The sequence below is a fragment of the Thalassoglobus sp. genome (assembly GCF_048270125.1).
Lineage (GTDB): Bacteria > Planctomycetota > Planctomycetia > Planctomycetales > Planctomycetaceae > Thalassoglobus.
This window is the reverse complement of the sequence record NZ_JBLWTN010000011.1, coordinates 17,992-32,496: the sequence shown is the minus strand read 5'-3', so window position 1 is coordinate 32,496 and position 14,505 is coordinate 17,992. Positions and strand designations below refer to the sequence as shown.

General features: G+C 51.7%; 12 protein-coding genes. 2 read left to right on the top strand and 10 right to left on the bottom strand.

Going from position 1 to position 14,505, the window contains the following annotated elements; genetic code table 11:
* Positions 1-765: 765 nt before the first annotated feature.
* The 10 genes from ACN0YR_RS13995 to ACN0YR_RS13950 all read right to left on the bottom strand — a co-directional run bounded on the left by ACN0YR_RS13995 (position 766) and on the right by ACN0YR_RS13950 (position 11,341).
* Positions 766-3,009, bottom strand: a complete 2,244-nt coding sequence (locus ACN0YR_RS13995) for a prenyltransferase/squalene oxidase repeat-containing protein (RefSeq protein ID WP_417849859.1) — start codon at positions 3,007-3,009, stop codon at positions 766-768.
* A gap of 2 nt (positions 3,010-3,011) precedes the next feature.
* On the bottom strand, positions 3,012-3,425 hold the full coding sequence (locus ACN0YR_RS13990) for an ExbD/TolR family protein (protein WP_145196346.1): 414 nt from the start codon (positions 3,423-3,425) through the stop codon (positions 3,012-3,014).
* A gap of 494 nt (positions 3,426-3,919) precedes the next feature.
* Entirely contained in the window at positions 3,920-6,043 is a 2,124-nt protein-coding gene (locus tag ACN0YR_RS13985) for a peptidoglycan D,D-transpeptidase FtsI family protein (RefSeq protein ID WP_417849858.1), read from the bottom strand.
* A 3-nt stretch (positions 6,044-6,046) separates the two neighbouring features.
* Positions 6,047-6,532 carry a hypothetical protein gene (locus ACN0YR_RS13980; protein ID WP_417849857.1) on the bottom strand — a complete coding sequence of 162 codons (486 nt, stop codon included), beginning with the start codon at positions 6,530-6,532 and terminating at the stop codon, positions 6,047-6,049.
* Between the two features lie 119 nt (positions 6,533-6,651).
* Entirely contained in the window at positions 6,652-7,107 is a 456-nt protein-coding gene (locus ACN0YR_RS13975) for an ExbD/TolR family protein (protein ID WP_417849856.1), read from the bottom strand.
* Between the two features lie 238 nt (positions 7,108-7,345).
* On the bottom strand, positions 7,346-7,759 hold the full coding sequence (locus ACN0YR_RS13970; protein ID WP_417849855.1) for an ExbD/TolR family protein: 414 nt from the start codon (positions 7,757-7,759) through the stop codon (positions 7,346-7,348).
* A 3-nt stretch (positions 7,760-7,762) separates the two neighbouring features.
* A complete protein-coding gene (locus tag ACN0YR_RS13965) occupies positions 7,763-8,530 on the bottom strand; it encodes a MotA/TolQ/ExbB proton channel family protein (protein ID WP_417849854.1) in 768 nt (255 codons plus the stop codon).
* A 49-nt stretch (positions 8,531-8,579) separates the two neighbouring features.
* A complete protein-coding gene (locus ACN0YR_RS13960; protein ID WP_417849853.1) occupies positions 8,580-9,647 on the bottom strand; it encodes a hypothetical protein in 1,068 nt (355 codons plus the stop codon).
* A complete protein-coding gene (gene lspA / locus ACN0YR_RS13955) occupies positions 9,644-10,219 on the bottom strand; it encodes a signal peptidase II (RefSeq protein WP_417849852.1) in 576 nt (191 codons plus the stop codon). The genes ACN0YR_RS13960 and lspA overlap by 4 nt, the downstream gene beginning before the upstream one ends.
* A gap of 81 nt (positions 10,220-10,300) precedes the next feature.
* Entirely contained in the window at positions 10,301-11,341 is a 1,041-nt protein-coding gene (locus tag ACN0YR_RS13950; protein WP_417849851.1) for a vWA domain-containing protein, read from the bottom strand.
* A 315-nt stretch (positions 11,342-11,656) separates the two neighbouring features.
* Here ACN0YR_RS13950 and ACN0YR_RS13945 point away from each other — a divergent pair, with 315 nt between their 5' ends.
* Together ACN0YR_RS13945 and ACN0YR_RS13940 are read left to right on the top strand one after the other, a co-directional pair.
* Positions 11,657-12,793: an LptF/LptG family permease gene (locus tag ACN0YR_RS13945; RefSeq protein WP_417849850.1), complete on the top strand. Its 1,137-nt coding sequence runs from the start codon at positions 11,657-11,659 to the stop codon at positions 12,791-12,793.
* Between the two features lie 172 nt (positions 12,794-12,965).
* Positions 12,966-14,483, top strand: coding sequence for a sulfatase (locus ACN0YR_RS13940; protein ID WP_417849849.1), 1,518 nt, complete (start codon positions 12,966-12,968; stop codon positions 14,481-14,483).
* Positions 14,484-14,505 lie beyond the last annotated feature (22 nt).

The following is a 14,505-nucleotide window of genomic DNA, read 5'->3' as shown; positions in this document are numbered from 1 at the left end:
TGCACGAAGTCTCAGGAAAATTCTATCGATTGTTTCGGTTAGAAGCATCCTGCTGAATTTTGTGTAAAAATCTCATTTATCTCATGGTTGTTAGATTACTTTAAACTCCTGTCATCCCTCTGAAAACCACCCTATGACTCTCTAAAATGCTCGCAATGTGCAGCCCATGAGATGCTACATCAGAGTTGCTAGAGCAGTTTGCTCTACCGTGTGCCCGTGAAGAACGCATTTCTCCAGTAAAAATGCTGTTCGCCACGAGGCAGAACCTGCAAACCAATTCGAAAGATGCTCTAGAACCACTACCAGGGGTGGATCAGCTCAGATAGACTCGACGCGACGGATGCCGATTCACCAGCACTCTTATTGTTCTATTTCTCGGACGAGTTCGATGGTGCCAGCTGAGAAAAGAACGGAAGCAAAAGAGCCAGACTGCCGGTACAGGAATCCACTCAATGTTTAGAACCAGTCCGAAAACCTCTGGAAAAGCCGCTTTTCTCAACGTTTGAGAGAGCAATTTCAAGTTTCAGGATCAGTTCTAATAATCGTTTCGCGAAACATACTGAACCTCATTATGAAAATTGAGGGGTGCTTCGCTCTGCCCCGGTGAATACAGACTGTTTTCAATCATCGACTGACTCTTCCATGCACTTTTAAGAACTCCCCCTGATACCTGAAATTGCTCAGTCAAACACTGAGAAAACCAACTATCCCATAAGCTTCCAGAGGGGTTTTAACCAGGCTTTCGTTTTGCGGAAAGTTCGGAGACTATGGTCGCAGGTAACGGTAATAGACTTCGAGGCTTAATGTTGCGACGGCGGTGGAGTAGATTCTGCCGCCGTAGTTTCCCCAGACGCCGCGCGGGTCCCAGCTGCCTGCTTGTGGGCCGACGGTCCGTTGCTCCTGAACGAGCAGGTCGCGGAGAGCGGTGTTCCATTGCTCCCAGTCTCGACCGCCCCGCTTGTGCATTGCCAGAGAGCCATAATACCAATAATAGAGATTCAGCGACGTCCGACTCGGCCTGTTGGCAAGCAGATATCGAACTGCTTCGTCGGTTGCAGTCAGGTCGGTATCGATCCCTAACATCTGTCGACAAAAGAGGGCTTCAGCGGTCATGGCTGGTGAGGGGGCCTCGCCTGCCCGATAGCCTGCTAAGCCGCGATAACGACCAACACGTCGAGAATCGAGAAACTGAATCATGCGATGTTTGGCTTCAAACGGAATTTCAATTCCGGCAGCTTCAGCGCTTTTCAGAGCCATCAATTGCCAACCAAAGATGCTCATATCACCATCGGGCTGTCCTTTGACATACCGCCACCCACCATCGTTGATTTGAGTCGCCAGAATAAAGTTGATGGCACGTTCTAATGGCTTTCTTAAAAATTGAGCATCTTCGCTATCCTTCGAAACGGCGTACGCTTCGGCAATCGCGAAGGTCGCCATGCCGTGGCAATAGACTCCGGAAAACTCTGTCGCGTTCCCGCCCAGGTATCCCGAAGTTTTATCGCCGTTGGGCCATTCGATTGTTTTTTGCTGCGCTACGAGCCAGCGAAGAGCACGTGTCACATTGGGAGAGTAAATCCCCTGATCCACAGTGTTCAGCTTGCCAAGAAACGCCAGAACCGCGAGTCCTGTCACTCCAGTATCTGATTCACGCCCCGCAAATTTTCTGTCGATGCCATCGTCGTCGATGCCGACCTTACCAGAGCCATTCTTACTGGCGTCCCAATACCCGTCCGGATGCTGAACCGAAGCGAGCCACTTCAAGCTCAAGTCGACTGCCTGCTCGGATCGTTCAGACCCGCCATACTTCAGAATCGCCTTCCGGCGAAGTTCGTCTGACCTGAGAATATATGCATTCGGCACACTGTTGATGTCGGTGCGGGCAATCAGCTTTTCATCGGGGAGAACCATCTGCGGACGTTCGCCGGGAACGGGAACAAACTGTCCGAGGCTGCTGATCGAAGCACCGATGTCCGTCCGATCCGGGTTAGGACTTTCAGGCTTCATTAATGGCCGGTAGCGTCCAATCGATGGGGCATCGTTCTCTGTGATATTTCTGAGCGACTGGGTTCTGGCAATTTTGGGATCTATCTGGGAACTACTCGTCGCCGACTCAGTCGGCTGTGCAGCCTCCTGGCCGAGTAAGTCACTCTCCTGCAAAACCGGTGCGGGAGATTCACGACGAGCGATCATCTCATCAATTGGCGCCTTCTGCAGCACTGCCTCAGGCGCAACAGTCGCATTCAGTGACTGCGATGTCGTATCTCGCGTGAGTTGAGGAGCGAGGCGATCCGCACTTCCCTGAGTCGGCTTTTCAAGATCGCTCAGTTCATTCATCCCGATGAGTGGACGGGACATTCTTTGCGCAGCAGCTGAGAAAGTTTCTTTGTCATCGCGAGTTTGCGTTTCTAGCGTCTCCACGTTGACATCAACGGCAGCTTCCTGGAGTGCTCCTTTCTCTGCAGTGATTTCCTGCAGCGGCACCGGCAGAGATTCAGAAGGGAGCAAAGCGGAATCAGAAGAAAGTTCTGGTTTCAGGTCGAGAGCTTCGGTCGGCTTGTCGAGTGCTTGGTCAATCTTCGTTAAGTCCGGTGGAGGAGCTTCGAAACGTTCCCATTCCTGATTCTGACTCGACTTGATCTGATCCCAGACCGGAGTGTTGCCACCTTCCAGATCGACTTTTTCCATAGCTGTTCGATCAGGCACAGTCTGGATGCTGATCGGTTCATCGTCCAGGTTGACGATGTCTGCATAGACTCGCTGCCGATACTCCGGGAGTAAGGCGATCAGCCCACAGGCCAATAAAATATGCACACCGATGGAAAAGAAAAACGCCTTGGATTCCGTACGACGATCTCCCCAGCGAGTTCCGATCATGGTGAGTAAATGTGCGGACGCGAGAATGAACCCAATGATCAAAATCAACACCAGCAACGGTTGAAACAGTGCGATGAGCAATGTCCCAAAATGCCAGGCTTCAGATTGCAAGTCAATGGCTGCGAGGGCCATGCTCAACCCTCCTTGATTTGATTTGCGAGTTGGATACTTTTAATTTTCGCCCGATTGCAAATATTCAGAACCGTCATGACATGCTGATACGGGCCCGGTCCATCCCCACGGATGATGACGGTCTGCTCTGGATATCGTTCCCGCGCGGCTCGGAGATCCTTTTCCAGTTCCTCAACAGTCTTCGCTTCTCCTCCCAGAAAAATTGAACCATCGTTCGCCACATTGACAATCAATTCATCCGGCAGTGCAGTCAGCGGTTGAGCGTCTGAGACGGTCGGCAACAGGATCTCGAATTTGTTTTCGTGTTCGGTGAACTGCGTCCCGACCATGAAGAAAATGACCAGCAACAACACGATGTCAATCATCGGTGTCAGATTGAGTGCTGGCTCTTCAACTTCTTGGGTTTTCAGGGGCATGTCTATTCACTCCGTCGACTTGGCGAATCCAAATGGCAGGGTCAGTAGAGCAACAACTTTGATGATTCGATAGGAGAACCCGGTTGTTCGCTCTCAATCCCTTGGCATTTGTCACTTGTCTATCAGCCTCTTCTTCAGTGGGCTTCGTATGCGGAGGCCCATTCACAGGTGGGACATTTTTAAGTGGCCCCGTTGGCAGGCGGACGATTTGTTTAGCGCCGATTTGGGAACAACTCTTTGACTTCGCCTTTACAAACCGCTCCTAGAGTATATCGGTCATCTCAGTGATCTCGCAGGGTAATTCACGCGATTTCCTTGGGACTCGAGTGAATTGACGCCGATTAGAGCAACTTTTGAAATCGTATTCGCGATTAGTTTCGTTGCGAATTGTCTTGATCATCATGAAAGTGGCCTCTATGGAGACGATGAGCATTGAAAATGCTCTCGTAAACCGAGATAGGCCAAACACTTGTGCTTCCTGACGCTCGATTTTATCAGTTCGCGCCATACTCGGAAACCTGGGTCGTTTCCTCGCTCCATTGCGGTCTCAGTAAACCCAACCCAATCATTTCGGTCATTAAATGCTTCACAATGGGACCAGAGGCATCTCCTCCGGAACCACCATGTTCCAGCACGACGCAGAAAGCGACTCTGGGCGATTCCACCGGAGCGTAACCTGCGAACCAGGCATGATCCGGTTTTCCATCCACTTCCGCAGTTCCCGTTTTCGCTGCCATCGTCATGGAGGGAGTCAACGCAGCGACCCCGGTTCCATGCGGATGATGGACAACCATTTCCAAACCGTGACGAATCGTCGTCAGCGAACGTTCGGAGAGTCCGGGGATTTTTTTCAATGTCTGTTCCGTCTCGGGCAACTCGCGGGATTGTACCATCCGGACTCGCGGTGTCACCAGATAACCGCCGTTCCCGATCGAGGCCATCATTCGCGTTACCTGAAGTGGCGTCGCGAGAAGCTCACCTTGCCCAATCGCCAGTTGCATCGAGGTTCCAGGATACCATTTCTTGCTCGCTTCGGGATCGTGAGGATTCGGCAGGAACCCCGAGCTTTCAAACGGAACTTCGATCCCGGTCGGCTGGCCAAATCCAAATCGTGACGACCAGTCTACGAGGACATCCGGTCCAATCCGCTGAGCCAGATCGTAGAAGAAGACATTGCACGAGCGGCACAACGCATCGTCGAGATGAATCTCTCCATGTCCCAATCCATACTTGCGAAAAATCATACAGCGAAGCTGATCGGGTGAATTCAAATATCCGCGACACTCCAGAACTTCATCCGGCGTCACCTCCCCCTGTTCCAGAGCCGCAGCAGACGTGACGACTTTGAAAACGGAGCCCGGCGGAATTGCCATCTTCGTTGCCCGTGGGAAAAGTGGCTGATGAGGATGCTCAAGGATTTCTTTCCACTCTGCTTCACTTGGCTTCAACATCATTTGCAGCGAGTAACGCGGAGCCGCTGCGGCGGCAAGAAGATCGCCTGTCCAGAGATCCATCGCGATCACGACACCTCCGACTGGTTGCGGATCGCTCTCTGGATTCGAAAGTGCTTGATCCAGAAGTTCTTCAGCCGTACGCTGCAGGCGGGAATCAATTGTCAGGACAACATCTTTTCCATCAACCGGGTCCTGCGAGACCTCACTCGAAAGTTTTTCCCCACGGCGATTGACTTTGTGAATTCTCGTCCCTTCGTGTCCTGTCAGTACGTCATCAAAAGCTTCTTCGACGCCCCCCTGCCCTGCAATTTGATCACGGCCTGCAGAGGCTTTTCGTAATCCAATCAGATGCGGAGCGACATCACCGAGCGGGTAAATCCGTGATGCATGACTTTGAACATGCACACCTGGAAAACGATGCGGAGTTGACTGAATCGCCGCCACAACGCTCAATGGAACGTTCTCGACAAGCACGTGCGGTTCAAGTTCTTCTTTTAAGATGATGGGATCGCTTTGATATCGTCGCGGAGGAGTCGTCAGTTCTTTGCGAATCGTTTCTATAATTCCGCTTAGCCCCTGTTTGAAATCAAGGGGTTGAGGATCATTTTCTGCAAGGGAGTCACTCCTTCTGGCCTCCACCGAGACGACCATGCGTTCGATTCTTTTTTGCAGCCGCTCAGCTCGACTCAGAAGCTCATCTGCTGGCACCTTTGTCAGACTCGAAAGTTTCTCAAAGAGCGCCTGACGATCCCGCTTAAGCTCCTGCTCCATCAATTCTCTAGCTTCCGGATCATCGCGTTGGTTTCGATCGAGCCGAGAATAGACCTGCCGCCGCAGCCAGACGGCATCAAACGGTTCCTCCAGCCAACGATAGTCAACAGCAAGATCGTAGCGAGTTTCGTCGAAGGCCAGCACCGCTCCATCGCGAGAGAGAATTCTTCCGCTGCGAGCTGGAATGGTCTCTTCGACAATCTGTATCTTTTCCCACGGCGAGATGAACTGCTGGGCAATCATCGCCTGAACATGGCAAACACGGATGCCAATCAGAAACACAACCCCGACGACAACGCCGCCAAGTATCCCAAGCCGCATTTGAGGAGAACTTCCAATGCGGTTTGCATCTTCGCGAGAACTGCCGAGGTCGGAGAACGGTTGGTTCTGCATCGATCACTCCCACGCATGACGGCGATGAAGAAACATGAACAGCATGCAGACGGCAATCGAAATCAGAAACGTCAAGGCGACCTGAGCAATTTGCTCCATCCCGATCGTTCCCAGAAAATTGGTGTCCGGAAAATGAACAATTCCAATCCGGCCAACTTTCAAAACGCTTAGGACCAAGAGACAGCGAATCAGCGTGGCAGCAAACGTCGGTCGCTTCATCTCAGACGGTTTTGTCCAGGCAGCGATGAGGGTCACGCTTGTAAACAGCATAACACACAATGGAATCGGCTCCACATGAACAACGCTTGAGAGAAGTCCCGCGACTCCACCCCAGAACACAATCCATTGTGGACGAGAAAACAGGCAAACGACGACGACAGCTAAATCCAGAAACGCAGGAGCAATTCTGAGATCAGTCCACGCTGTCCACCCGAGGTCAGCCACGCAGGCAAACCACATCAGAACAGCGATTACAAAGTTCAAGAACACGAGTCGTCATCCGTGAATTTAGCCGGACACTCCTGGTGTCAGGCGAAAAGTGGCGACCAACGGGTCGCGGGCATTTCGGCACAAACTGCCGGAAAGATACGCGGAATCAACGATTTAGATCAATTGGACTTTGGGGCGTCCGCCGCGAAGCTGACAGATTCGAACCCGGCTGCCTGACAAGTGTCGTACACGTCAACGACATCTCCGAGCGGGACATCGCCCGCGATGTCTAAAATCACTGGATTTTCAGGCCCCAGTTCCGCTAAAGCCCGTAATTGTTCTTTCAGTCGCTCCAAATCCTCGTACACGGTCCCATTCATATCAACGCGTGTTTTCTTGCCTTCTGCCTCAAACATCAGCTTCAACCAGATATCAACCGTCAGTTCTTGTGGCTCTACCGGCGTGATGTCGGACTCCACCGCCCCGGCTGCGGAAAGTTCCGTCGGAAGCAATTCTTCCCGGACTCCACCAGATGCGGTCACCACAAAGAAAATCAACAACAGAAACACAATATCAATCATCGGAGTCATCGCTCCGAAGTCGTGATCACGTTCATGCTGCTGGGGGATACGCATTTTGATTTGAGTTGTCTAGGAATTTTTTTTGATGATGAAGAACGTGTTCACTCTCGTCGATCTCAGAAATAAAGGCTTCACATGAAAAGCATGTTCCGCAGACAAAATTCAGCAGCATGTTCAAAAGTGGCCTGCAGTCATATCGCTCCATCCGTGGCAGTCATTTATCTCCCGGTGTGTTCACCTGGACAAAGGGGACACTGAAGACCTAAATGAAACTTGCTCTAATCACTAGCTGCTATCCTTTGCCAATTACGTGAAATCCAAACTTTGTGACTCCATATTTCGGGCAGATGAGCATGATCGGTTCGATAGCAGAATAGGGTGTTGTGCGGTCACCTCGAATTCGGACGGCGTAAGTTTGCGGGTCACCTTCAGCCCCATCTTGGATCATCTCTTCAATCTGTCCCATCTGAACTTGCTCCGCATTGACGAAATACTCACCCGCGGAATTCACCGTCACGATGAGCCGACGCGGATTTTCATCGTCCGTTGATTGAGTCGCTGTTGGCAATTCGACGACTTCTGTCGGTTCACTTTTCGCAAAGTGTGAGGCGACCAGAAAGAAGATCACCAGCAAAAAAACCACATCAATCAAGGGAGTGATGTCGACTTTAAGTCCATGCTTACGAGATCGGACGGGAAGACGCATGCGCTAGCTCCTCGCCGATCCGGGGTTTGTTTTCGTCGCCTTTCGTTTTTCAATCAATGAACGTCTCAACGGAGAGACGAGGTGCTCCGCCATTAATGTTGTCTCTGCAACGTATTCATCGATGCGATTGCGGAACCACGCATACGCAGCGAGTGCGGGAACGGCGACGCAGAGCCCGAAGAGTGTTGTGACCAGTGCCTCGGAGATAGCAGGTGCGAAGTCGGCCGGCATCGGATTCGCTTTTTCAGTGAACTCTGCAAACGCCTGAATCATTCCCCAGACAGTTCCCATCAATCCCAGCATCGGAGCCAGTGACCCGATGACCGAGAGATATTCGATTTTCCGGGAAAGACGCGCTGCTTGCTCGACACAGGCATCTTCCATTGATTTCTCGACCGCGTTGTATCCGAAGTTCGCTTCCTGTAACCCGGACATCACCACGTAGGACAGAAAGGTCGGCCGTTGACGGCACAACTGATCAGCCTGCTGAAACTGCCCCGCTGAAATCATTTGATGTAATTGTTCTGCGAGTCCGCGCGGCATCAAAGAGCCTTTACGGATGCTCAGCAAATGTTCCATCACAAGTGCGACCATTGCGACGCTCAGGGCAATGATGACGTATCCAATCGCTCCTCCGGCTTGCAAAAGAGCTTGTGGATTGACTTGCCCATTTTCAAAAATCGCACCCTCGGCAGCAAGAACCGGGCGCGAAACGAGAATGAATCCCAGCATCATGCAGGTTGTCATCAAAAATCGAAATCGCTTGGCCATGTGAGTGAAATCCGACTGAGAAAATCTCATCATCCTTCCGAGCATTCACTTACTCAGAATTCGAGTTGATCGAGTCCGTTCTATTTTCAGCCAGCTTTTCGCGGGCAATTGTCGATTCCGAGGTTGTTGGAAATCGAATCAGAAGTTCGCGATACAGAAGATCCGCTTCATGAGTCAACCCCGTTCTTTCGATTGCCTGGGCAGCTTCCAGTGTCGCCCGCGAGGTGAGAGCCTCATGATTCGTGTAAATTATCGTCAATTTCAGAAACTCCGCAGCCGCGAGTCGCGGTTCCCCCAAATGAGCGTATCCACGTCCCAGTAAATACTGCGGCCCAGGTCGGAGCGGTTCCGGCAACAACTCAATCTGATCTCGCCAGCCCTGCAGAATGTTCTCAGTCACCTGACTCTTCGCAATCGCTACCCGCCAGAGTTGAGCCCGCGCAAGCTTCGAGATTCGTGGATTCGGATCACTCGCCAGGTCGTTGAGTTCTCGCTCCGCCAGCTTCCCGGAAACACCGTCAAACAAGAGAATCGAAGCAGCCAGTAATCGCTCTCCATTGCGTGAACTGACCAACATTGAACGAACTGATTTCCGCACAGATTCGCTGATGCTCATGGGTGACCAGACCAGCGGAGCAATCCCCCAATGTCGCGAGTATGGATCGGTATTGATGATTGAACGAAAGGAGGCGATCGCTGAGGCAAGATCCCCTTGTTGTAATCGACACCGAACCAGCCAGGCTGCGATTTCACGATCGACCCATTCGCGCGGCTCGCGATCATAAGCGGTGATGAAATACGACGCGGCATCCTCTAATCGACCTGCGGTATAAGCTTCGATTCCCGCAAGATGGGAGGGGTCGTAATGTGTTTTGATTGTGATGATGTCGTCTGCAGAAATACGCTGCGGATTGCCGTTCAGCGTCATCATCTGTAACTCGCGACCCGTCGAATCAATGATATCACCCACCATGGTAATCGGCCGCAGAGAGCCGGAAGGACGATATGTGACCCGATCCTCAGCAACGCCTGCGGTTGCTCCAACATGGATCAACATGCTGATGGCGGCCAGCAGGATCATGCAAGAGAGCAGACGTTGTTGCGGAAATTGATTCACGAGACAGGCGACCCGGAAGCCCCATCGACCTCTGGAGTGACGGAATCTTTCTCCGAGACCTTTTCAGCTTCAGGAGACCAAACGAGCGGAAGCATCATGAAGAACCCCGCAGTAATTGCCATGTCAGCAATATTAAAGATCCCGGTCCGCAATCCGCCAATGCCAATATTGAAGAAATCGACCACGTACTCGAATCGAACGCGGTCAATCATGTTTCCGATTCCCCCAGCCACAACCAAGGTAAACGCGAGGAAAACATAGTGATTGATGTTCTTGCCAAACAGAAGATAGGCAGAGACACCAAGCAGAACGAGTCCGTTCGTCACCACGAGAATCCAGAACCGGGCTTCATCAGGCAGTTCACCGCCTAATCCCAGAAACGCCCCATGGTTTTCGGCATACGTGATCCGGAAAGTATCAAAGAAAAATGAACGTGGCGGAAGCCCCTTCCAGTTTTGAATTGCATACAACTTCAGCCATTGATCGACGACGACCATCACCACCGAAGTCACGCTGAACCAAATCCAGCGTTCCTTCTTTGAGATCGGCTGTGAAGAACTTACCTGCATCATTTCATCCAATCCTATTCGCTGAAATTCATGTCATCACAGCGAGCTATTTTCATGGAACGGGAAATCCCAATTCCCGATTCCTCAGCGAGTCCGCTTCACGTTGCGGTACAAATACTGCCCATTATTCTGCTTCGCTAACTCTCTCAAGAAATTTCCTGCTCCATCGAGTGCAGGTGCTTGAGATCGTCCGAATTCAATACAGTGAATGCGAGCTCCACCGTGGTTTCGTTTTTTGATTTGGTTCAATTCCGCCGCAGAGAGTGCCTGTTCCGATGCCCCGTCAGTCAACAGGTAAATCACATCCGGGTTGCCTTCAAGTGCCTTCATGATCGCGGGTAAGTGTCGTGTTCCGCCGTCGGCCAAAATTGAACGTAAGCGGCCACTTACCTGCATTCGCTGAGCATCGGTCCCCCAGAACATATTATTGGGACTGTTTCTCGGCTCCAGCAGTTTCACTGTTCCGGAATAAAAGATCACCTGGAATTGCTGCGTTTCATTCAAGCGAGACAAGCTCGCCTGCAACTCTGCCTTGGCTGCCTGAAGTGCTCCATCATTGTCCATACTGAACGAGCGATCAATCACGTAAGCAAATCGCTTCCCGACATCCTCAATTCCCAGAAAAGAGGTTCCCCCAGAGACCGGGGCTCCTGTCCCCTGAGATGTCGTCGGCGTTCCTCCTGCTTCACTCGGTTGAAGCAAATCGTTGTTGGCGAGAATCTTTGGGATCGGAATGCTGCCTGCTCCAATTGTCAGAGGAGCGAGTTGCATGCTTGGAAGTTCCAAGGCGACTGGTGGAGAATTCTCTACGACCGGCTCTTGTGCCGTGAGCGGGTTCTCATAAGCCAACTCAGCCGGAGAGTCCTCGCTTTCGGACTCTGTTTCGTTCTCTGTTTCCGCTGCGCTCGGTCGGGTTCTGATGCCGACGTCGCGAAACGCTTCACCATTATCACCCGCCATATCTGCTTGACAGCTCGGCAGTTGCGACAACAGCACAATCAACCCGGCAACCAATCCATGAAACAATGCCGAAAGTACCCAGCTTGGGACCGTCACCCAACGCAAGTGAGGACGTAACCAGTCCGTCAACCGCGTTTGAGACGATTCTAAACTGGGATTCGACATACGTTTCATCACTTTTCAGGCGAACAATATCTTGTCAGGGCAAACTCGATGCCTCAGCGACGCAATAACTTCCACTGGAAGTTTACGGCGACTACAGAAAAAGGGTCAATGTCGATATTCCCGTTCGCAGTCAACTCAGCCATACATTCGGCCAGGCATCAGGCCTATCCCGAACTAGACCCAGCTCCCCAAATGCCGGGACTCTCACACCAGGGAAGCCCCCGGATCTTCTCCAACTCCATCTTGACCTGATCCCGCTTTTTGGTCTGTAATCCAGACGCTGCTTTCCCATCACCTCATCAACCACGAATTTCCTTGACCACATTCGATCGATACCTGCTGGTTCGCTATCTGCAAACCGTCGCCGTTTTCTTCTGCGCGTCGGCGGGGCTTTTTGTGGTCGTTGATGGATTCGTCAACCTCGATTCATTTCAGCATTCCGCAGAAAAAGCGGACGGCGGAACGGTGATGCTCTTCCAGCTGATGATCGATCACTATTTCTATCAGTCTCTGATGATCATCGAGCTAGCCGGACCTGCAATTGTTGTCATCTCAGCGATCGCTGCGCTTGCTTCGTTTTTGAAGAATGGAGAGTTTCACCCCGTTCTGGCAGCTGGCGTACCGACCTACCGGGCGACGATTTCATTATTACTGGGAATGTGTGTGGTCAACGGTTTCTTGATTGTCAATCAGGAAGTGATCCTTCCAAACGTCGCTTCCAAATTACAACGTCGACATGGTCAAACCGCTGATGACGGACACAAAGTCGATCCGCAATTCGATCCGAGGTGGAAAATGTTCGTCTCGGGCGAAGAAGTCTTCCCAGCAGAAAAGCGGCTTCATAAACCACAGTTCCGGTTACCACCTGTTATCTCACCAAATCAGGATTCAATTTCTGCTGAGGATGCATACTATTTGCCTCCAACAAGCAATGAACCTCAAGGTGGCTGGCTACTGAAAGGGATCACAACAAGTTTTGAAGAACTCTCACTCTCCGAGACCGGAAAGAAAGTCATCGTCCCGCAACCGAATGGAACCGATGTTTTCGTCAACTGTCATCTCACGTTCAGCCAAATGAGTCGACACACGTCCAACCATAGTTTGATGGGAACCGGGACGTTGTTTCAAAGGCTGCAAGAGCCGTATGGCAGCGTTCTCTCTCGCCGCAGCTTGTTAATGCACCTCCACTCACGACTGACGCGCCCGTTACTCACAATCGTCGGGTTGTATATTGTCATCCCACTCATCATTCGCAGAGATAAGATGAGCAACATGCAGCAGGTGACCAACATCGCAGTCTGTATGCTGGTCCTGGGTATTGTTTACGGAATTTCAATGGGCAGTGGCTTTCTCGGTCAAACGGGAATCGTCCGCACCGAACAAGCTGCCTGGGCTCCCCTTGTCTTTGGCAGCGCCTTCGCCACTTGGCTCAGCGGTTTAGTGAGAACATAACTTCTCGACCAAGCTGCTTCATCCTCCTGGGCGATGAACAGCACAAAAGCTCTAAGAACAGATCAGTCGCTGTTGAAGTGGAACGCATCATCATCCACACTGGTTGCCTGGACTCGTTGAGAAAAACCGTTCGCATCAGTGCATACAGAGAATGCACGCCAAGGAGCAGCCGATGGTTCCCACACGCATGGACTTCGTCGCGATCACCACTCTGATCACCATGCTTTCAGGCACGGTGGCATCATCCTTCGCTGAAGGTCAGCCGAATGTGTTGATGATTGTCTCCGAAGATAATGGTCCTGAACTGGGCTGTTATGGCGATGCTTTCGCGCGGACGCCGACTCTGGATCGACTGGCGAGTGAGGGAGTTCGCTTTGAGAATGCGTTCGTGCCGTACTCGGTCTGTTCTCCGTCGCGAGCAGCATTTCTGACTGGGCTGCACCCGCACCAGAATGGACAGATCGGCTTGGCGACTCACAAGTTCGCCATGTACGACAAAGAAACTCCGAACGTTGCCACTCACCTCAATGCGGCCGGTTATTACACAGGCCTCATTGGGAAGCTGCATGTGAATCCAGAGAGTGCCTTCCCTTTCGATTCGCATCAAATCCCGAGTTCCAATTTCCAGAGAAAACAATCGGTCGCTGACTACGCGGCAGCAGCGAAGAAATTCATCAGCGAAGCTGGCGAAAAGCCATTCTTTTTATCTGTGAACTTCCCCGATGCTCACTTGCCGTTTATTCGCAAAGTCAACGGACGTCCCCTCAAACCGCTTAACGAAGACGAAGTCCAGCCAATGCCCTGGATCGGTGTGAATTCTCCAAGGCTGCGTGAACAAGTTGCAAACTATTACAACTGCCTGGAGCGTCTGGATTCCGGTGTCGAAATGCTGCTCGACACACTTGCTGAAAGTGGTCATGCCGAAAACACATTAGTCATCTACTTTGGCGACCATGGAGCTCAATTCCCTCGCGGTAAAGGGACCGTATACGAAGGAGGCCTGCGAGTCCCAATGATCGTTCGCTGGCCCGGACAGACCAAAGCTGGAACCGTTCGAGAGGAACTCGTTTCGACCTTGGACGTGTTACCCACCATTCTGACTGCAGCTGGCCTCGACGTTCCCAAAGAATTGCCGGGCCTGCCTCTTCAACCATTGCTTCGCAATGAAACTCCCGAGTCATGGCGTCAGTTCAATTTCGCACTGACAACCGGCTCTTTCCCACGTGCCTGCTTCGTTCAACATTCAGTGCGTGACGCTCGCTATAAACTTATTTCCAGCCCACACCCCAATACGGAAAATCTGGACGCCAACACCTACCTCGATGAGAAACACCCACACTATGTCATTTCCGGAGCAACAGCTGAAGAACAGCTGGCTGCCCCGGCACATGTTCAACAGGCGTTCGCTCTGTGGTCGAAGCCGCCACGTTTTGAACTTTATGACTTAAAAAATGATCCCTACGAGTGGAACAATCTCGCTGAAAACCCAGATCATGCTGAGGCTCTGAATCGCCTGAAGACTGCCCTCTCTGACTGGCAATCCCGCACTCGCGACCCGTTCATCCTGCAAAAGAATGTCGATGATTACGTCAGCGAACAACTCGCCAACCGAGATTTCAAGTACCGAAAGATGAAAGACTTTCGTTGGTCGTACATTGACGACTTCGCAAAGTGGCGAAACCAGAAGTAGAACATCTTTCGTATCTCCACGG